This is a genomic window from Pseudoduganella sp. jia 12, from assembly GCF_055502675.1.
In genome coordinates this window covers 428,940-448,782 of record NZ_JBUXKP010000005.1, presented here as the reverse complement: position 1 = coordinate 448,782, position 19,843 = coordinate 428,940, and the positions used below count along the sequence as shown (strand labels likewise).

Here is a 19,843-nt window from a genome sequence, read left to right as displayed (position 1 = left end):
TGATCAATCGATTTTTCGGTCCGGGAAGCAAGCGGAGTCAGTAGAAATCAGAGCCCACAGGGGTGTCAATGCACAAGCGATCAACATCGTGACCAAGAATGAATTAATCATTTACTTGAGCGAAATGATCAGAACGTGACAAGCAAATTTGGAAAAAATCATACATTTGAGCGCAGGGTGATTGACCTAAGCCATTCTTAAGCGTTAGGCTTGCCCTTAATAAATAGACCACTCACGGCACCCGCCGCGAAGTAGGATCACGACAAGGAGACGGAAACATGGTGAATCACAAGCGCCGTAAACGTTTGCTCAAACTGCTCGCCGAGCACCAGAACGCCAGCGTTCCCCAGCTGGTCGAATGGCTGAGCGCTTCCCCTGCCACCGTGCGCCGCGACATCAGCTGGCTCGCCGCGCGCAACCTGTTGACCCGCACCCGCGGCGGCGCGGCGAACCTGGCGCAGAAAAAGCGCAATCTCACGCTCACGAGCGAAACCTTCGAACACAACATCCAGTGCTTTGCCGACCGCAAGCGGGCCATTGCCCGTTACGCGGCCGGCATGTGCGAGGAAGGCGAAACGATCGTCATCAACGGCGGCACGACCACGTTCATGATGGCCGATTTCCTCGTCGACAAGCACCTGAAGATCCTCACGAACTCGTTCCTGATGGCCGAGCGCCTGCTGCTGTCGTCGGAAAACGAAGTGATCCTCCCGGGCGGCAAGGTGTACCGCGAGCAGAACGTGATCCTTTCGCCGTTCGACAACGACATCACGCAGCACCACTATGCGGCGAAGATGTTCATGAGCGTGTATGGCCTGTCGCTGCTGGGCCTGATGGAAGCCGACCCGCTGCTGATCCAGGCCGAGAAGCGCCTGATCGGCCAGGCCGAGGAACTGATCGTGCTGGCGGACAGCTCCAAGTTCGCCAAGAAGGCGGGCCTGATCCTGTGCGGCCTCGACCGCGTGTCGTGCGTGATCACGGATACCTATGCGTCGGACGCCGCCGTCCAGCTGCTCGAGCAATCCGGCGTCAAGGTCGTGACCGTGCAGCCGGAAGCCGTGCCCACCCAGGTCGGATCGCTGCAATTCTCGCACGGGTACGACTTCCCGGCATCATCGCTGTTCCACCCGGAGGCTGCACATTGAAACGCAAGACTTTTATCCAGGCGGTGCTGGTCGCCGCGGTGGCCGCAACGGGCATCACGGGCTGCGGCCAGAAGAGTGACAAGGCGGCAGCGGGCGCGAACGGCGAGAAGGTGAAGATCGCAATGGTCGTGAAGAGCCTGGGCAACGGCTTCTTCGATGCCGCCCACACGGGCGCCAAGGAAGCCGCCGGCGAGCTGAAGGATGTCGAGATCATCTATACCGGCCCCACCACGCCGTCCGCCGAAGGCCAGATCGAAATCGTCAACTCGCTGATCAGCCAGAAGGTCGATGCGATCGTCATTTCCGCCAACGATCTGAATGCGCTGGTACCGATCGCCAAGAAGGCCATGCAGCGCGGGATCAAGGTGGTGTCGTTCGACAGCGGCCTGGCGCCGGAAGGCCGGCTGATGCAGCTGAACCCGTCGAATCACGAAATGATCGCCCGCAAGCAGCTGCAGATGGCGGCCGATTCGATCGGCGGCGCCGGCGAGATCGCGATCCTGTCCGCTTCGGCGCAGGCCACGAACCAGAACATCTGGATCGACGTGATGAAGTCGCAGCTCGCCCAGCCCGAGTTCTCGAAGCTCAAACTGGTTGCCACCACCTATGGCGACGACCAGTCGGACAAGAGCTACCGCGAGGCGATCGGCCTGCTGCGCAGCTACCCGAACCTGAAGGCGATCATCGCGCCGACGACGGTCGGCATCGTGGCGGCGTCGAAAGCCGTCGTCGACGAGAACGTGGTGGGCAAGGTGTTCGTTACCGGCCTGGGCCTGCCATCGGAGATGGCCGGCCACGTGAAGAGCGGCGCCGTGAAGGAATTCGCGATCTGGAACCCGATCGACCTGGGCTACGCGGCCACCTACGCCGCCTACGACTTCGTCAAGGGCGCGCCGGACGCGAAGGCCGGCGGCAAGTTCGCCGCGGGCCGGATGGGCAATATCGCGATCGACGGGAAAGGCGAGGCCGCGATGGCCGAACCGTTCACGTACAACCGCGACAACGTCGACCAATTCGCCAAGATCTTCTAAGCCATGCAACAGACAACGAACACACCTGCCGGGGGTGCAACCCCGGCGGGCGAGGCCGTGCTGCGCCTCGAGGGTATCTGCAAGCGCTTCGGCGGTATCACCGCGCTGAATAAAATGGCGCTCACCGTGCGCGCCGGCGAAGTGATGGCCCTGCTGGGCGAGAACGGCGCCGGCAAGTCCACCCTCGTGAAGACGCTGACCGGCATCTACCAGCCGGACGAAGGCACGATCACGCTCAACGGCGAACGTGTGCAGTTCGCCAATGCGCAGGATGCGATGCGCGCCGGCGTCACGGCCGTGCACCAGGAAAGCGTGATGTTCGACGAGCTCACCGTGGCCGAGAACATCTACGTGGGCCGGCAGCCGCAAAAAGGCGGCCGCATCGACTGGAGCCGCATCGAGCGCGAAGCGGAACAACTGTTCGCACGGCTCGAGGTACCGCTACCGGTGCGCACGAAAGTAAAAGACCTGTCGGTGGCGCAGCGCCACTTCGTGGAAATCGCCCGCGCCCTGTCGCAGGATGCGCGCGTGGTGATCCTGGACGAGCCCACCGCCGCCCTCTCGCAGCGCGAGATCGGCGAGCTGTATCGCATCATCAACCAGCTGAAGGCGGCCGGCACGGCGATCATCTTCATCACCCACAAGTTCGACGAGATCTATGCCGTCGCGGACCGCTACACGGTGCTGCGCGACGGCCACTACATCACCGAGGGCGTGCTGGCCGACATCACCGAAGGCGAACTGGTATCGCTGATGGTGGGCCGCGCCGTGACGCAGGCTTACCCGAAGGCGGACGTGACGCCGGGCGCCACGCTCCTCGAAGTGAAGAATTTCTGCCACCCCACCGAGTTCGACGACGTGAGCTTCACGCTGAGGAAGGGCGAGATCCTGGGCTTCTACGGCCTGGTGGGCGCGGGCCGCTCCGAAGTGATGCAGGCGCTGTTCGGCCTCACGAAACCTTCGCGCGGCACCGTGGTCATCGAAGGCAAGGAAGTATCGATCGGCTGCGCGGCCGAGGGCATCGCGCACGGCATCGCCTACGTGCCGGAAGACCGCCAGCACCAGGGCGCGCACCTGACGATGCCGATCCTGCACAACATCACGCTGCCGATCCTGGACAAGATGGGCTGGTTCCTGCGCGGCGGCAAGGCAAAACGCGAATCGCTCGGCGTGGCGCGGCTGTACAGCGAGCAGCTGGAACTGAAGGCGCACCACCTGCGCCAGAACGTTTCCGAACTCTCCGGCGGCAACCAGCAGAAGGTGGTGCTGGGCAAGTGGCTGGCCACGAACCCGAAAGTGATCATCCTCGACGAACCCACGAAGGGCATCGACATCGGCTCGAAGGCCGCCGTGCACCGCTTCGTCGGCGAGCTGGTGAAGCAGGGGCTGTCCGTGATCCTCGTGTCGTCCGAACTGCCGGAAGTGCTGGGGTTGTCGGACCGCATCGTGGTGATGCACCAGGGCCGCGTCGAGCGCGTGTATGCGCGCGGCGAGGCGACACCGGAGAACGTTTGCGCGGCCGCCTCGGGCGCCGTGCTGGAGGAAGCGGCGTGAACGCAGCAACCCTGAAATCCATGAAGCGCGAACTGCTGCTGGCCGCGTCCATCGTCGTGCTGATCGTCGCCGTGGGCATGCGCGCACCGGTGTTCGTTACCGGTGCGAGCCTGGCCAACCTGCTGACGGACAGCACGCTGCTGATCATGCTGGCGCTGGCGCAGATGCTCGTCATCGTCACGCGCGGCGTCGACCTGTCCGTGGCATCGAACCTCGCCTTGTCCGGCATGGCCGCCGCCCTGCTGGCCGCCAGCAACCCGGGCCTGCCGCTGCCGGTGATCGTGCTGGCCGCCGCCCTGCTCGGCCTCGTGCTGGGGCTCGTCAACGGCTACCTGATCGGCTACCTGGACCTGCCGGCGATCGTCGTCACGCTGGGCACGATGAGCGTGTACCGCGGGCTGGTGTTCGTGCTGTCCGGCGGCGCGTGGGTGTCGTCGCACCAGATGCCGGAAGCCTTCATCGCCTTCCCGCTCACGAAATTCCTGGGCGTGACGAACCTGGTCTGGATCGCGTTCGTCGTCGTTCTGGCCGCGTGGTACCTGGCAAATCACAGCCGCTTCGGCCGCGACCTGTACGCGGTGGGCAACGCGCCTTCGTGCGCCCGCTATGTCGGTATTCCGATGGCGCAGCGGCTGCTGTGGACCTACGGGATCTCCGGCCTGGTGGCCGGCGTGTGCGGCTACCTGTGGGTGGCGCGCTACGCGGTGGCCTACACGGAGATCGCCTACGGCTTTGAATTCACCGTGATCGCCGCGTGCGTGATCGGCGGCATCAACATCGCCGGCGGCACGGGTTCCGTGGCCGGCGCCGTGCTGGGCGCGCTGTTCCTGGCGGTGATCGGCAATGCGCTGCCGGTCGTGAAAGTGTCGCCGTTCTGGCAAAGCGCGCTGACCGGCGCCGTGATCCTGATCGCCGTGCTGATCAACGCCCGCGACCGCAAGAAGGAAGGCCGGCAGATCCTGCCGCTGCACCTCGATTCTCATTCACCTGCGCGGAGTGCCGCTTGAATACGATGACCGCCACCACCGATACGACCACTACAGGCGGGACGCCGGACGCCGGAGCGCCGCCCGTGAAATCCCGCTACACGATCCTCGACCAGCCGAAGCTGGGCATCAAGGGGGTGCTGGGCAAATGGGAAACGCTGCTTGCCGTGCTGTTCCTGCTGGCCTTCGCCACCAACGGCATGCTGCTGGAGCACTTCCTCGATCCGTACAACCTGGCGGACGGCACGTTCAACTTCAGCGAGAAGGCCTTGATCGCGCTGCCGATGGCTTTATTGATCATCTGCCGCGAGATCGATATCTCCGTGGCCGGCATCCTCGCGCTGTCGTCCGTGGCGATGGGGCTGGCGATGAATGCCGGCTTCCCGCCCGCCTCGCTGCTGTTCGTGGCGCTGGCCACCGGCGTGGCATGCGGCACGCTGAACGGCGTGCTGGTCACGCGCTTCGGCTTGCCGGCGATCGTCGTCACCATCGGTACCGTGTCGCTGTTCCGGGGCCTGGCTTCCGTGGTGCTGGGCGATAAGGCCTTCACCGGCTACCCGCAGGTAATGACGGACTGGGGGCAAGGCTACTTCTTCGACTTCATCCCGCGCGAATTCGTGATCCTGCTGGTGTTCGCGGCGATCTTCGCCTTCGTGCTGCATGCCACGCGCTGGGGCCGCCGCATCTACGCGATCGGCAACAACCCGATCGCCGCAAGGTTCTCCGGCATCGAAGTGGACCGCTATCGCATGGTGCTGTTCATGCTGACCGGCGCGATGGCGGGCCTGGCGGCCTTCCTGCTGACGGGCCGCATCGGCAGCACGCGCCCGAACATCGCCATGGGCTGGGAGCTCGAAGTGATCACGATGGTGATCCTGGGCGGCGTGTCGATCGCGGGAGGCGCCGGCACGATCGGCGGCGTGATGCTGGCCGTGCTGACGCTCGGTACCGTGACATACGGCCTGTCGATGGCGAATATCCCGGGTATCTACATGACCATCGTGATCGGCTTGCTGCTGCTGGTGACGATTGCGCTGCCGCGCCTGCTGCGTGGGAAGAAGGTAGCCAAATGAGAGGTGGCCAAATGACCGCAGTTGTCAGCAACATCATCGTCCTCGATATCGGCAAGACCAACGTCAAGCTGGCCCTCATCGATGCCGAAGGCACGCAGCTGGCCGAGCGCCGCAAGGCCAATACCGTGCTGCGCGACGGGCCGTATCCGCATCACGACACGGAAGGCATCTGGAACTGGATGCTGGACACGATCAGGGAGTTCGCCGCGACCGCGCCGGTGCGCGCGATCGTGCCGGTGACGCATGGCGCCACGGCGGCGCTCGTCGACGACGCTGGGCTGGTGCTGCCGGTGCTCGACTACGAGTTCGAGCCGCCGGCCGCGCAGCGCTCGGCATACCTTGGACAACGGCCCGCGTATGACACGACGTATTCGCCGTCGCTGCCGGCCGGCCTGAACCTGGGGCGGCAGCTGGCCTGGCTGGCATCGGCCTTCCCCGCCGACTTCGCGCGCACGAAGCACATCCTGATGTATCCGCAGTACTGGGCGTGGCGCCTGTCAGGCGTGGCCGCCGGCGAAGTGACGTCGCTCGGCTGCCATACGGACCTGTGGCAGCCTTCGCGCCAGCAGTATTCGCAGCTCGTCGAGCGGCAGGGGTGGACCCCGCTGATGCCGCCGCTGCGCAATGCCTGGGATGCGCTGGGGCCCGTGCTGCCCGCACTGGTGGAACGCACCGGCTTGCCGGCCGACTGCCAGGTCGTCTGCGGCATCCACGACAGCAATGCCTCGCTGCTGCGCCACCTCGATGCCACGGGTAGCCATGCGGCGCCGCCGGCCATCCTGTCGACCGGCACGTGGGTGATCGCCGCCCTGCCCGGCGGCCAGCTCGACGGCCTGAAGGAAGCGTCGGACATGCTGGCCAACTGCAGCGCGCTGGGCCAGCCGGTGCCGTGCATCCGCTTCATGGGCGGCCGCGAGTTCGGCGCGCTGGCCGGCACGGACGCGATACCGTGCAGCGTGGCCGACCTGCAGCAGATCATCGACCAGGGCACCTATGCATTGCCCGCGTTCGCCGAAGCGGGCGGCCCGTTCGCCGGGCGCAAGGGCTCCGTCGTCGGCCCTGCGCTGCCGACGGATGCCGAGCGCACCGCGCTGGCCACGCTGTACTGCGTGCTGATGAGCGACTGGTGCCTGACCGCGCTGGGTTCGGCGGGCGACATCGTCGTCGAAGGCAGCTTCACCAACAATCCCCACTTCGCCCCGCTCCTTGCCGCCTTGCGGCGCGGCCAGCAGGTCACCGTGACCGACGACGCCAGCGGCACCACCAGCGGCGGCTGGATGCTCGCCCACTGGGGCTCCGCCCCCGCCGTGCGTTCCCACGCCGCCGCGCCCATTGCGCTGCAGGGCTGGCCGCAATACCGCGAACGCTGGCTCGCCCAGTTGCCCTGAAAACAAACTGGGGACGTACCCCTGTTTAAAGGAAATAACAGGGACGAAATATCAGGGACGGACCCTGTTTTACAGAAAATTTCTTGTAAAACAGGGTCCGTCCCTATTTGTTGGTCCCTATTTGTTGCACGACTGGCCGCAATACCTCTAACGCTGGGTGGCTCAGTTCACGAAAGTCCGCAGTCGCCGATCCAAAAACTGGGGACGGACCCTGTTTTTGAGGAAATTTCCTCTAAACTAGGGTACGTCCCCAGTTTTTCTTAAGCGCTACTTGTCGGCCACAGGTACCCCGAAATCCGGCGTGCCATCGGCCTTCCAGTTGATCACCTGCGCCCGCGTATGCCGGTCGGGATTGCGCAGCGGGTCGCCGGCGATGTCGCGGTAGTTGCGCGCGTGGTAGACCAGGATGTCGGTCTTGCCGTCCGGCGTGGTGGTAAACGAGTTGTGGCCCGGGCCGTACTGGCTGTTTTCCACGCTGCTGGCGAACACGGGTTGCGCGGACTTGGTCCACGATTTCGGGTCCAGCAGGTTGGCATCGGCGCGCGCGGTGAGCATGCCCAGCGCGTAGCTGGCGTCGGTGGCGGAGGCCGAATAGGTCATGAACACGCGGCCGTTCTTCACCAGCACGGACGGTGCCTCGTTGACGGCGTGCTTGACCTTTTCCCACGCATATTCGGGTTCCGTCAGCAGCACGGCCGGGCCGGAGATCGACAGCGGCGTGTCCATCGGCGCGATATAGATGTCGGTCTGCTTCCTGCCTTCCTGCTTCGGCCGCTGCGTCCACAGCAGGTAGCGCTGGCCTTTCAGCTCGAACGTGGTGGCATCGAGCGCGAACGATTCCCAACCGGTTCTGAGCTGGCCCCGTTCCTTCCACGGGCCGCGCAGCGGATCGTCGGATTCGCATTCGAGCACGTACAGGCGGATTTCCCAGATCGCATCCGAGCGGCCGGCCGTGAAGTAGATGTACCACTTGCCGTCGATCTTGTGCATCTCGGGCGCCCAGATGTGCGCGCCCATTTCGCCCCTGGCGTGCTTGCGCCAGACGGTATGCACGTCGGCCTTGCCCAGATCGTCGAGCGAGCGGGCGCGCCGCACTTCGATGCGGTCGTACTCCGGCACGGTGGCCGTGTAGTAGTACCAGCCGTCGGGCTGCAAGGTCACGTGCGGGTCGGCACGCTGCCGCACGAGTGGATTGTTGAACTCCGGCGCGGCAACGGCAGCGGTGGATGCTGCATGCGCGGGCGCCCCCAAAAGAAAAAGCGCCGCCATTGCGGCAGCGCTTGAGAGTGAAGCATGTCTCGTCATTGTCAGTATTTGTACGATGCACTCAGGAAGTAACGGCGGCCCGAGAAGGCAAGTTCGTTGACACGGAACGGATCGCCGGCATCGGTGACCTGCTCCTGGTCCGTGAGGTTCTTGCCTTCGATCGAGAACGTGAGGTTATCGTTATACCGGTACTGGAACTTCGCGTCCAGGAATCCGGTCTTGTTCTGGAACACCGGGTTGCCCGACACGTCGTTGTTCCCCGTGAAGAAGCGGTCGCGGTAGGTGTAGGCCAGGCGTGCGTTGTACTTGCCCAGGTCGTACCACACGGCGGCGTTGTAGCTGTTCTTCGACAGGCCCGGATACGGCAGCACGGTACCATCGAGCACGTTCAGGCGCTCGGTGCCTTGCGAGTACTTGAAGGTCATCCGCGTGTAGTTGCCGTCCACGCCGAAGCCGGACAGCCAGCCTGGCAGGAAAGTCAGCGCGGTGCGTGCGGTCAGCTCGATGCCCTTGGTTTCCGCGCCTTCGCCGTTGACCGGCTGGGTCACGGAGTACAGGTTGCCGTCCTTGAACAGGTCGACGTTCTTCACCACCGTGCGGTCCAGGATGTAGCTGGTGATCTTCTTCTTGAACAGCGCCAGGCTGACCTGCGAATCGTTGTTCGGGTAATACTCGAACGACAGGTCGTAGTTCTTGGCGCGGAACGGCTTCAGGTCCGGATTGCCGGCCGTGCAGTCGTCCTCGCCGTCACCGCCGAACAGGGGATTGCCGCTGCCGGCAATACAGTTCGCGTTCGGTGCCAGCAGGTCGATGCGCGGGCGGGCCATCACCTTGCCGAAGCCTGCGCGCACCAGGAACTCGTCCGGGATCGCCCACATCATCACGTTCGCACTCGGCAGCCAGTCGTGGTACGTGTTGTCCACCGTGGCCACGCTGTTCGACAGCACGAAATCGGACCAGCCACCGCCGGTGCTGTTCGCCACGCGCACGCGCTGGCTGCTCGAACCGGTGGAGATGTCGCGCGTACGGGTGTAGCGCATGCCGATGTTGCCCGAGATGCCGCGGTCGAACAGTTCGGTGTCGAAGTCCAGGCGGGCATAGGCTGCCTGGGTTTTCTCGCGCACCTTCCAGGCCGGGATCTGTGCATACATGTTGCCGTCGCTGCCCGGTGCGTTGTACAGGTACTGGTGGCTGAAGTTCGACGTGTCGAAGTTCGGCGCGGCGGCGGCGTAGTCCGGCGAGATCCACGACGACGGCAGGCCGCTGACGCCGTCGAAGCCCTTGAAGAACGTGCCCGGCGAACGGCCGGCGATCGACTGGACCAGCGTCGCCATCTGCTGCGCGTTGATGTAGTTCGTGGCGTTGAACTGGCTCATGAACGCGAACTTGTCCGGTGCGCGGTTCGCGCCGGCCGGTGCCAGCGGATCGAAGATCAGCGTCTGGTTGATGTTCGAGCCCACCACCGTGACGTCGTCCGCCGTGGAGTTCAGGTCGGCGCCGTTGCTGGCCAGGTAGCCGCCGCCGTTGTAGCGCTTGCCGGCCGTGTCGCGTGCCTGCGCACCGAACCACAGCTTGCTGAAGAACGGCGTATCGAGCTTGTACTTCAGGTCGATCTTGGCCTGGTCTTCGCGGTTGGTGGTTTCATACGGGCGGTACTGCAGCTGTACCTGCGTATAGGAACCGGGGTTGTCCGGCGAGTACGCGCCCGGGAAATCGAAATGCGGCAGGCCCTGCGCATCGAGCGACACGCGCAGGCCGGGCGCATTCTGCGTCATGACGACGCTGTTCGAATTGTTGGTGTACTGCGAATTCGAGGTGCCCAGCAGGCCTTCGATTTCCCACTTGCCCTGCTTGTAGTTGAAGCCCGTGGTGGTGTATTTCGAGTCGATGTCGAGCGCGAAGTCGCGCGCCGACGTGCTGAACGCGTTCTGGCCGCCCTGGCCACCCGCATACAGGCAATTGCCGACGGTGTACTGGGTGACGTGGTGGTTGTCGACGATCACGCCTTCCGGCGTGGCCGTGGTCGACGCCGCCGTGCAGTTACCACCCGAGGGGATGCCGGCCGCATTGTAGGTCGGCGCGGTACCGGCGTTGGCCAGGCGGTTGACGTTGCCCAGTTCGGTGCCGAAGTTGCGGTCGTTGAGGCGCTGCTCCTGCTTGTTGTGCTGGTAGCTCACATAAGCGTTGAAGCTCTTGCTGAACTCGTATTGCGCGGTCAGCTCGGCCGACGCGCGCTTGTGGTCGCGGGTCCAGATGCCGTAGCGGGCGATGCCCGGCGAATAGTCGTTCCACTGGTTGGTACAGGCGGTCTGCTGGTCCGTGGACAGGCCGCTGGTGCCGCAACCGGCCTTGCTGCCCACCGCGGCGACGGCGGGATCCCGGCTCACGACGGTCTTGTCGGCCGAAAAATCCCAGTCGCGCAGGAAGCGCCACGACGTATTGCGCGCATAGTCATTGCGCGTCAGTACCTTGTCGTAGACGATGTTCGCCATCACGCCCAGCTTGTTGTCCAGGAAGCGGTCCGCCGCCAGCAGCGACAGGCGCGGCTGCACGCCGCCCCGGCTCGACGACTGCTCGGCCGAGACGGTGGTGGCGATGGTGCGCTTCTTGAAGTCCAGCGGCTTGCGGGTCTTGATGCTGACGGTGCCGCCAACGCCGCCTTCGGTCATGTCGGCGGTGGTGCCCTTGTACACGTCGATGGAGGAGATCAGCTCGGAGGCCAGTTCGCGCAGCTCGGCGCCGCGGCCCGCTTCGCCGTTCGTGCCCAGCACCGACATGCCGTTGATCTCCACGCGGTTCAGGTCCGGCTCCACGCCGCGGATCGCCACCTGCGAGCCCTCGCCGAAATCGCGCGTCAACTGCACGCCGGTGATGCGCGACAGCGCCTCGCCCACGTTCTTGTCCGGGAACTGGTTAATGTCCTCGGCGATGATGGAATCGGACACGGTGGCGTTGCGGATCTTGCGGTCGATCGCCGACGCGACCGACTTGCGCGTGCCGACCACGGTCACCACGGCGCCCTGACCGACCGCGGGTTCGGCCGCCGGCGTTGCCGGCTGGGCTGGCGCCTGCTGCGCCATCGCGGCGCCTGCCGCCAGCATCGATGCGGCGATGGCAAAGGCGGTTCTGCGGTACAGGCGGCCAGCCGCCCGCACCTTGTTCGAATGCTTCGTCACTATGAATCTCCTCCGGTGTCGGCCCAGCTTGCAAGCCGCTAGTGAATGACTATTTTTTTGCAATTCTATGTGAGTCACACGGATGCAAAGTAGCGCGCAGGCAAAGAATCAAGATGATGATTAGGGAGCGATTTTGCTCAATAGAGTGAGCATTTCACGCAAGAGCATGCGCAGCGACGTGGAAACGTTCCCGTGAGCAAGCTCGTAAGTGCCTTCCCCGGCCGCGAGCAGCGGAACCGGGCGCTGGTCGTCGGGGCGTAAAAAAACCCGCCGGGCTTGCGCCGCGGCGGGTTTTTTCGATCGGCCAGGCCGAAGCGATTACGCTTCGCGCGATGCCTTCTTGCGCTCGTGCTCTTTCAGGAAGCGCTTGCGCAGGCGGATCGATTTCGGCGTGATTTCGACCAGTTCGTCGTCCTCGATGAATTCCACGGCGTATTCCAGGGACATCTGGATCGGCGGCACCAGGCGCACCGCTTCGTCGGTACCCGACGAACGCACGTTGGTCAGCTGCTTGCCCTTGATCGGGTTGACGACCAGGTCGTTGTCGCGCGAGTGGATGCCGATGATCATGCCTTCGTACACCGGGTCGTTGTGCGACACGAACATGCGGCCGCGGTCCTGCAGCTTCCAGATCGCGTAGGCGACGGCGGCGCCGTCATCCTGCGAGATCAGCACGCCGTTGCGGCGGCCAGCCAGCTCGCCGCGGGTGTTGTCGACCGGCGCGTAGGCGTCGAACACGTGGCTCATCAGGCCCGTGCCGCGCGTCAGCGTCATGAACTCGCCCTGGAAGCCGATCAGGCCACGGGCCGGAATGCGGTACTCGAGGCGCACGCGGCCCTTGCCGTCCGATTCCATGTTCTGCAGGTCGCCACGGCGGCGGCCCAGTTCTTCCATCACGCCGCCCTGGTTCACTTCTTCCACGTCGACGGACAGGTTTTCATACGGCTCGTGGCGCACGCCATCGACCATCTTGAACACCACACGCGGACGGGACACGGCCAGCTCGAAGCCTTCGCGGCGCATGTTCTCGATCAGGATGGTCAGGTGCAGCTCGCCGCGGCCGGACACTTCGAAGATCGTGTCGTCGTCGGTCGGTGCCACGCGCAGGGCCACGTTGGCCTTCAGTTCCTTGTCCAGGCGGTCGCGCAGCTGGCGCGACGTGACGAACTTGCCTTCACGGCCGGCCAGCGGCGAGTTGTTGACCATGAAGTTCATCGTCAGGGTCGGCTCGTCGACGGTCAGCATCGGCAGCGGGTCCACGGTATCCGGTGCGCACAAGGTCGAACCGATGCCGATTTCCTCGATACCGTTGATCAGCACGATGTCGCCGGCAACGGCTTCATCGACCAGCACGCGCTCCAGGCCCTTGAAGTTCAGCACCTGGTTGATGCGGCCCTTGATCGGGGTGGCGCCTTCGCCATCGACCACGACGACATCCTGGCCGGCCTTGACGCGGCCGCGCGAGATGCGGCCGATGCCGATCTTGCCCACGTACGACGAGTAGTCCAGCGACGTGATCTGCATCTGCAGTGGGCCGTCCGGGTTGTCATCACGCACCGGCACGTGCTTCAGGATCGCTTCGAACAGCGGCTTCATGTCGCCGCCGCGGACGGACTCGTCCAGGCCGGCATAGCCGTTCAGGCCCGATGCGTAGACGATCGGGAAGTCCAGCTGCTCGTCGTTGGCGCCCAGCTTGTCGAACAGTTCGAACGTCTGGTTGATCGCCCAGTCGGCGCGCGCGCCCGGACGGTCGATCTTGTTGACCACCACGATCGGCTTCAGGCCCAGCGCCAGCGCCTTGCGCGTGACGAAGCGGGTCTGCGGCATCGGGCCTTCCTGGGCATCGACCAGCAGCAGCACGGAGTCGACCATCGACAGCACGCGCTCCACTTCGCCGCCGAAGTCGGCGTGGCCCGGGGTGTCGACGATGTTGATGTGCGTGCCTTCATACTCAACGGCGCAGTTCTTCGACAGGATCGTGATGCCGCGCTCCTTTTCGAGGTCGTTCGAGTCCATGACGCGGGTATCGACCTGCTGGTTTTCACGGAAGGTGCCGGACTGGCGCAGCAGCTGGTCCACGAGGGTCGTCTTGCCGTGGTCGACGTGGGCGATGATGGCGATATTACGAATTGCGCGTTTAGTATTAGACATGGTCATTATGTTTAGTAAAACTGGTGGGACGCCGAAGCTGCTGGGTACTGATGACGCTGACGGCTGCTGAGCAGGCGCCCCGGCAAGTGCGGATACACTGAACCCACTAGTATAGCATGGGCTTGTGACAGCTCAAAGACCACGCCCGCCCGGTGTCGTTCAGTTTCGCTGTGTGACCTGCCCAACTGAACGAACGTTGCAATGCTGGCATGCTGCATTGATTCACCGTTGGATACCGATGAGCGATCTAACCCCCGACCCGAGCGCCGTCTTCGGTGCCGTTTTTGGTGCCCTGCCCGCGCCTTACCTGCTGCTGGCCGCCGATTTCACGATCGTGCTGGCCAGCGACGCCTACCTGCATGCCAACGGCTACGCGCGGGAAAACCTGATCGGGCGGGACGTGTTTGCCGTCTTCGGCGCCGTGCCCGCCGATCCGCACGCCAATGCGGGCACGATGGCCAACCTGCGCGCCTCGCTGCAAAAGGTGCTGGAAACCAGGGCGCCGGATGCGATGCAGGTGCAGCGCTACGACATCCCCGTGCCGGACGGCTCCGGCGAATTGCGCCAGAAGTTCTGGAGCCCCGTCAATACGCCGGTGTTCGACGCTGCCGGCAACGTCACGCACATCCTGCACTACGTGAAGGACGTGACGGCGCGGGTGCGCGGCAATGCGCGGCGCGATGCGCTGATCCGCCTCACCGATGCCTGGCGCGACCTGCGCTCGCCGCGCGAGATCGTGCTGGCGGCGCTGGCGATCCTTGGCGAACTGCTGGGCGCGAGCCGCGTGTCCTATGGCCGCTATAACGAAGCCACCGATACGCTGTACATCGGGCCCGACTGGCGCATGCCCGACGTGCCGTCGCTGGAAGGCACGGCGCACCTGCGCGAATTCGGTTCGTTCGTGGACGAGATGCTGCACGGCCATGCCGTGGTGGTGAGCGACGTGGCGCAGGATCCCCGCACGGTGGCGCACGCCGAGGCGTTTCGCCGCCATCATGCGCGGTCGTTCGTCGACATGCCCGTCATCGAACAGGGCCAGCTCAAGAGCATCCTGGTCGTCAGCAGCACGGTACCGCGCCAGTGGGCCGCCGAGGACGTGGCCCTCGTGCGCGAATTCGCCGAGCGCATTCGCACCACCAGCGAACGGGCGCGCAGCATGGAGGCGCTGGCCACCAGCGAAGCGAAATTCCGCTCCATCACCAATGCGATGCCGCAGATGGTGTGGTCGACGCTGCCGGACGGCTGGCACGATTACTACAACCAGCAGTGGTACGAATACACCGGCGTGCCGGCCGGCAGCACCGATGGCGTCGCCTGGAACGGCATCTTCCACCCCGAAGACCGCGAGCGGGCATGGGAAGCGTGGCACCACAGCCTGGCCACCGGCGAGGTATACGAGATCCAGTACCGGTTGCGGCACCGCTCGGGCGAATACCGCTGGACGCTGGGCCGGGCGCTGCCGGTGCGCGACGACACGGGCCGCATCCTGCGCTGGATGGGCACCTGCACCGACATCCATTCGCAGAAGCTGGCCGAGGATGCGCTGCGCGAGGCGGCCGCGCGCAAGGATGAATTCCTGGCCATGCTGGCGCACGAGCTGCGCAACCCGCTGGCGCCGATCGGCACCGCCGCGCAATTGCTGAAGACCGGGCTGACGAATGAAAGGACGCGGATCGCGGCCAGCGACATCATCACCCGGCAGGTGCGGCACATGGCGCACCTGGTGGACGACCTGCTCGACGTCTCCCGCGTCACGCGCGGGCTGGTGCAGCTCAACATCGTGGAACTGGAACTGGCCGACGTGGTGGCCAGCGCCGTCGAGCAGGCGCTGCCGCTGATCGAGGAACGCCGCCATGCACTCGACCTGGAGCTGGGGGACGTGCCGGCCAGGGTGGAGGGCGACCGCACGCGGCTGGTGCAGGTGATCGCCAATCTGCTGAACAACGCGGCGAAGTACACGCCGCCCGGCGGGCGCATCGCGCTGCACGTCGACGTAGCGGACCACCATGCCCGCGTGACCGTGCGCGACAACGGCAACGGCATCGCGGCCACGCTGCTGCCGCATATCTTCGACCTGTTCACGCAGGGCGAACGCAATCCGGACCGTGCCCAGGGCGGGCTCGGGCTCGGCCTGACCCTGGTAAAGAGCATCACCTCGCTGCACGGCGGCTTCGTGACGGCGCACAGCGAGGGGGCCGGCAAGGGCAGCGAATTCACGATCGGCCTGCCGCTGCTCGGCGACGTGCCCTTGGCCGCCCCGGCCACCCCGGCCACCGTGCACCACCCTGTCGGGCGCCCGCTGCGCCTGCTGGTGGTGGAGGACAATCCGGATGCCGCCGGCGTGCTGGCCGAACTGCTGCGCTCCGAGGGGCACGACGTGGCGGTGGCCGAGGATGCGGAAACGGCGCTGCGCCGCGCCGACCTGCCGGCCATGGATGCCTTCATCCTCGACATCGGCCTGCCCGGCATGGATGGCTACACGCTGGCGCGGCACCTGCGCGCCGACCCGGCCACGGCCGGCGCCACGCTGCTCGCGCTGACCGGCTACGGCCAGCCGAGCGACCGCGCCCAGTCGCACGCCGCCGGCTTCAACCGGCACTTCGTCAAGCCCGCCGATCCGGCCGAACTGCTGCTGGCGCTGGCGGCGGTGTAGCGTGGCGGGTCAGCTCCTGTTGCGCCGGCGCCGCGTCATGCAGCCCAGCAAACCCAGGCCGCCGGCCAGCATCGCCCACGTTTGCGGTTCCGGTACCGGCGCCGCCACCGAAATGTGGAAATTGTCGATCGAGGACCACACGCCCGGCTGCTGGCCGGCGGTGACCGTCAGCGACACCAGGTCGGCGCTGGAGACGAAACCGACGAACGAATGCACATCCGGATTTTCCAGCGTAAATGTCACCGTTGCGCCGGTGCTGTCGGTGGCGGTCAGCAGCAGGCTGGCTGCGGGAGTCGGATGGCTGTAGGTGTCCGAACCGAAGAAATTGCCGCCGGCGCCGGCCACGCCGTCCTGCAGCACGAACGTGGTGATATCGGTGCGGTTCTGCGAAGTCAGGAAGAAATCCACATAGTCCTCGGTGCCGGCCCAGATGGCCGGGGCTTTCGGCCCCGCGCTCACGCTGTAGGCATAATCGCCGGCCTGGCGCGGTATCTGGTCGAAGTACATTTGCTGGATCAGGTCGTTATAGTCGTCGACGCCGGTATTGCCGACAGCGGCAAGGTACGACGCCTGGCTGGTGAAGGTGGTGATTTCTGCCTGCGCGGAACCGGCGCAGAGCAGCAAGGCGGAAGCAATGGTCGCGGCAACGGCCGCGGCGGATGGGATCGATCGCACGTCAAGACTCCATGAACAGGGATGAACGGTGCCGCGTACCGCCGCCCGGCGCATCGTGCGCCGGCGTTGGCAGCGGCATCGGGAAGGCGCCTAGCGAGACAGCCTTCTGTTGCGCAGGTTCGCGTTGGTGCCTATGGCGCCGGCTGCGAGCCCTGGCGCTGCCGGCGCCGCGCGGTCCAGCCCAGCATGCCCAGGCCGGCCAGCAGCATCGCATAGGTACCCGGTTCCGGCACGGCGGCCACGGAGAGGTGCAGGTTGTTCACGGTGGGCCAGATAGGGTAGCCGTCGGCGCCCGTCTGGACGCCGGTGGCCACCGACATCGACACGATCTGCGCATCGGACACGAAGCCCAGGAACGAGCTCGGCACGGGATCGGTGATCGTGTAGGTCAGCGTGGCGCCGGTGCTGTCGGTCGCGGTCACGGTGATGTATGGGGCGAACACCGAATAACCGCCGCCATCCGACCCCCAGAAATACCCGCCGGCGCCGGCGACCGGCGTGTCGAAGCTGGAGAAGGTAACCGAGTCGGAGGCGCGGCTCGGGGTCAGGTACCAGTCGATATCGTCGTCACTCGCACCGTAAGCGCGCGGATTGCCGGGGCCGGTGGTGGCGACATAGCCGATGTCGCCCGCCGCGCGGGGGAACGGCGTGTCGTAGGGTTCGATCCAGAGGTCGTCGAACGTGTCGATTCCGGTGGTGCCGACCGCGGACAGATAGGCGGACTGGCTGGTGTAGGTGGTCAGGGCGGCATGGGCTGCCGAAGCGGAAAACAGCAGGATGGCCGAAGCCGCGGCGGTGGTAACCGCGCGATACGTCTTGCGCACTATGTGCTCCTTGTGGAAGTGGAGAGGAAGACTGACTGGGTACTTCGGCCGAAGTAGAGCCAATGTAGCCTTGCCTTCCTGCCGCCTCAACAAGGTTTTACGAAAGAATAATAATGATGATTAGTTACCGGCGAATCGTGGCTTTCCGGTTAAACGTACCGATTCGGGGAATTGACAGTGCAGCTGAGGCCGTGTCCCCGTGCCAGGCAGTGCGGGCACTGCCCGCACAACACGGGCTCAACCGAAAGGATTTGCTGCCTGAACCCGGAATGCCGCACGTGACAGCGCAGCCGAGCCCGTGTCCCCGTGCCAGGCACCGGGATACGGGCTCGACCGAGAGAGTTGTCTTTAAACCGGGGAATCTCGCAGGTAACAGTGCAGCTGAGCTCGTGTCCCCGTGCCAGGCAGTGCGGGCACTGCCCGCACAACACGGGCTCGACCGTGGGGAGACTTGCTAGGAAGTCTTACTGCGCGGCGGCGATCAGCCGCTCGGGCTTGAGGATGGCCCACTGCTCGAACAGCCCGGTGCCGAGGAGCTTGCCGCCTTCGCTGGCCGGTCCGTACACGCGCACGCGGCCTTCGTACGGCGCGGGCGTCTGCACATCGGGCTCCTTGCCGAGCGGCAGCCGCTGGCCTTGCAGGAAGCGCTTCGCCAGGTCGGCGGTCAGCTCGATGCGGGGGAACGACGACAGCAGCGCATCCACGGGGGCCAGCAGCGACATGGGCGCGGCGTGCGCGTTTACCTGTTCCAGCGTCACCATGCCGGTGGCGTCCAGCGCGCCCACGCCCGTGCGCCGCAGCGCGTTCAGGTGCGCGCCGCAGCCCAGCGCCGCGCCGATGTCCTCGCCCAGCACGCGGATATAGGTGCCCTTGCTGACCGTGGCTTCGAGCCGCAGGAACGGCGCTTCGTACGACAGCAGTTCCAGCCGGTGGATCACCACGTTGCGGGCTTCGCGCTCGAGCGTGATGCCGGCGCGGGCGTATTCGTAGAGCGGCTTGCCGTCGCGCTTGAGCGCCGAATACATCGGCGGCACCTGTGCGATCGGGCCGCGGAACCGGGCCAGCACGGCTTCGATCTCTTCCACCGTGATGGTGGCGGCGTCGCGGTCCAGCGCGGGGTCGGCGTCGAGCACGAGGCCTTCCGTGTCGCCCGTGTCGGTGCGCACGCCCAGGTGCACGGTGGTCACGTAGGTCTTGTCCGCTTCCAGCAGGTCCTGCGAGAACTTGGTCGCTTCGCCGAAGCATAGCGGCAGCAGGCCCGTGGCGAACGGGTCGAGCGTGCCGGTGTGGCCCGCCTTCTTCGCGTTCAGTACGCGCTTCACCTTGATCAGCGCATCGTTCGACGACAGCCCGACCGGCTTGTCCAGCAGCAGCACGCCGTCGACGAGGTCGCGCACCCGCTTTACCTTGGCTTCGGTCATTCCGCGTCTTGTTCCTTGCGTTGCTCTTGCTGTTCTTCGTAATCGGCCGCGCGCGTGGCGTTGGCCTTGTCGATCAGTGCCGACATCGCGATACCGCGCGAGGCGGACGTGTCGTGCACGAAGTGCAGCTGCGGCAGCGTGTGGATATGCAGGCGCTTGCCCAGCTGGTTGCGCAGGTAGCCGGCGGCGGCATGCAGGCCGGCCAGCGTGTTCTTCACGGTCTCGGGATCGTCCTTGAGCATCGTGAAGTAGATCTTTGCATGCGCGTAGTCCGGCGTGAGCTGCACTTCGGCGAGCGTGAGCATGCCCACGCGCGGGTCTTTCACCTCGAAGGCGATCAGTTCGGAAAGGTCTTTCTGGATCTGGTCCGCCACGCGCAGGCCGCGGGCGGGGATCGATTTGCTGTGTTTAGCCATGATGTTCTACCAAATATGAAAATGGCGGGTGGCGCCCATCCGCTTGCGCGGAGTGGGCGGCACCCGCCATGGATACCGCGTGCT

Annotated in this window: 14 protein-coding genes; 7 read left to right on the top strand and 7 right to left on the bottom strand. The window is 65.3% G+C overall.

The genetic code is table 11. From position 1 onward, the window contains the following. Positions 1 to 278: 278 nt before the first annotated feature. The 6 genes from ACY65G_RS14040 to ACY65G_RS14015 are packed head-to-tail and all read left to right on the top strand — an operon-like array spanning position 279 to position 7,177. Positions 279 to 1,145 (top strand): DeoR/GlpR family DNA-binding transcription regulator, encoded by an 867-nt coding sequence (locus ACY65G_RS14040; RefSeq protein ID WP_464997969.1) that lies wholly within the window; start codon positions 279 to 281, stop codon positions 1,143 to 1,145. Next, positions 1,142 to 2,176 carry a rhamnose ABC transporter substrate-binding protein gene (rhaS, locus tag ACY65G_RS14035; RefSeq protein WP_464997968.1) on the top strand — a complete coding sequence of 345 codons (1,035 nt, stop codon included), beginning with the start codon at positions 1,142 to 1,144 and terminating at the stop codon, positions 2,174 to 2,176. Before ACY65G_RS14040 ends, rhaS begins: the two co-directional genes overlap by 4 nt. A gap of 3 nt (positions 2,177 to 2,179) precedes the next feature. Further along, a complete protein-coding gene (locus ACY65G_RS14030) occupies positions 2,180 to 3,730 on the top strand; it encodes a sugar ABC transporter ATP-binding protein (RefSeq protein ID WP_464997967.1) in 1,551 nt (516 codons plus the stop codon). A gap of 20 nt (positions 3,731 to 3,750) precedes the next feature. Then, positions 3,751 to 4,737, top strand: coding sequence for an ABC transporter permease (locus tag ACY65G_RS14025; protein WP_464998032.1), 987 nt, complete (start codon positions 3,751 to 3,753; stop codon positions 4,735 to 4,737). A gap of 5 nt (positions 4,738 to 4,742) precedes the next feature. Continuing rightward, on the top strand, positions 4,743 to 5,789 hold the full coding sequence (locus tag ACY65G_RS14020) for an ABC transporter permease (RefSeq protein WP_464998031.1): 1,047 nt from the start codon (positions 4,743 to 4,745) through the stop codon (positions 5,787 to 5,789). Positions 5,790 to 5,800: 11 nt separating this feature from the next. Continuing rightward, complete coding sequence (locus ACY65G_RS14015; RefSeq protein WP_464997966.1) at positions 5,801 to 7,177, top strand: FGGY-family carbohydrate kinase; 1,377 nt, start codon at positions 5,801 to 5,803, stop codon at positions 7,175 to 7,177. A 267-nt stretch (positions 7,178 to 7,444) separates the two neighbouring features. On the opposite strand, the gene ACY65G_RS14010 is transcribed toward ACY65G_RS14015, so the two are convergent. The 3 genes from ACY65G_RS14010 to typA all read right to left on the bottom strand — a co-directional run bounded on the left by ACY65G_RS14010 (position 7,445) and on the right by typA (position 13,770). Beyond that, entirely contained in the window at positions 7,445 to 8,446 is a 1,002-nt protein-coding gene (locus tag ACY65G_RS14010; RefSeq protein WP_464997965.1) for a glycoside hydrolase family 43 protein, read from the bottom strand. A gap of 38 nt (positions 8,447 to 8,484) precedes the next feature. Continuing rightward, positions 8,485 to 11,619: a TonB-dependent receptor gene (locus ACY65G_RS14005; RefSeq protein ID WP_464997964.1), complete on the bottom strand. Its 3,135-nt coding sequence runs from the start codon at positions 11,617 to 11,619 to the stop codon at positions 8,485 to 8,487. A gap of 318 nt (positions 11,620 to 11,937) precedes the next feature. Further along, positions 11,938 to 13,770, bottom strand: a complete 1,833-nt coding sequence (gene typA / locus ACY65G_RS14000; RefSeq protein ID WP_464997963.1) for a translational GTPase TypA — start codon at positions 13,768 to 13,770, stop codon at positions 11,938 to 11,940. Positions 13,771 to 14,008: 238 nt separating this feature from the next. Here typA and ACY65G_RS13995 point away from each other — a divergent pair, with 238 nt between their 5' ends. Beyond that, the gene (locus tag ACY65G_RS13995) at positions 14,009 to 16,423 is read left to right on the top strand and encodes an ATP-binding protein (protein WP_464997962.1); all 2,415 of its coding nucleotides are present in this window, start codon (positions 14,009 to 14,011) and stop codon (positions 16,421 to 16,423) included. Positions 16,424 to 16,432: 9 nt separating this feature from the next. On the opposite strand, the gene ACY65G_RS13990 is transcribed toward ACY65G_RS13995, so the two are convergent. The 4 genes from ACY65G_RS13990 to rbfA form a co-directional block, all read right to left on the bottom strand. Continuing rightward, positions 16,433 to 17,098: a PEPxxWA-CTERM sorting domain-containing protein gene (locus ACY65G_RS13990; protein WP_464997961.1), complete on the bottom strand. Its 666-nt coding sequence runs from the start codon at positions 17,096 to 17,098 to the stop codon at positions 16,433 to 16,435. A gap of 131 nt (positions 17,099 to 17,229) precedes the next feature. Beyond that, on the bottom strand, positions 17,230 to 17,922 hold the full coding sequence (locus tag ACY65G_RS13985; RefSeq protein WP_464997960.1) for a PEP-CTERM sorting domain-containing protein: 693 nt from the start codon (positions 17,920 to 17,922) through the stop codon (positions 17,230 to 17,232). A 464-nt stretch (positions 17,923 to 18,386) separates the two neighbouring features. Beyond that, a complete protein-coding gene (gene truB, locus ACY65G_RS13980; protein ID WP_464997959.1) occupies positions 18,387 to 19,343 on the bottom strand; it encodes a tRNA pseudouridine(55) synthase TruB in 957 nt (318 codons plus the stop codon). After that, complete coding sequence (gene rbfA / locus ACY65G_RS13975) at positions 19,340 to 19,759, bottom strand: 30S ribosome-binding factor RbfA (RefSeq protein ID WP_464997958.1); 420 nt, start codon at positions 19,757 to 19,759, stop codon at positions 19,340 to 19,342. The genes truB and rbfA overlap by 4 nt, the downstream gene beginning before the upstream one ends. Positions 19,760 to 19,843 lie beyond the last annotated feature (84 nt).

Coding starts and splice junctions, on each gene's coding strand:
- ACY65G_RS14040 (WP_464997969.1), top strand. CDS start 279: ATGGTGAATCACAAGCGCCGTAAACGTTTGCTCAAACTGCTCGCCGAG.
- ACY65G_RS14030 (WP_464997967.1), top strand. CDS start 2,180: ATGCAACAGACAACGAACACACCTGCCGGGGGTGCAACCCCGGCGGGC.
- ACY65G_RS14025 (WP_464998032.1), top strand. CDS start 3,751: ATGAAGCGCGAACTGCTGCTGGCCGCGTCCATCGTCGTGCTGATCGTC.
- ACY65G_RS14020 (WP_464998031.1), top strand. CDS start 4,743: ATGACCGCCACCACCGATACGACCACTACAGGCGGGACGCCGGACGCC.
- ACY65G_RS14015 (WP_464997966.1), top strand. CDS start 5,801: ATGACCGCAGTTGTCAGCAACATCATCGTCCTCGATATCGGCAAGACC.
- ACY65G_RS14010 (WP_464997965.1), bottom strand. CDS start 8,446: ATGGCGGCGCTTTTTCTTTTGGGGGCGCCCGCGCATGCAGCATCCACC.
- typA (WP_464997963.1), bottom strand. CDS start 13,770: ATGTCTAATACTAAACGCGCAATTCGTAATATCGCCATCATCGCCCAC.
- ACY65G_RS13995 (WP_464997962.1), top strand. CDS start 14,009: ATGAGCGATCTAACCCCCGACCCGAGCGCCGTCTTCGGTGCCGTTTTT.
- truB (WP_464997959.1), bottom strand. CDS start 19,343: ATGACCGAAGCCAAGGTAAAGCGGGTGCGCGACCTCGTCGACGGCGTG.
- rbfA (WP_464997958.1), bottom strand. CDS start 19,759: ATGGCTAAACACAGCAAATCGATCCCCGCCCGCGGCCTGCGCGTGGCG.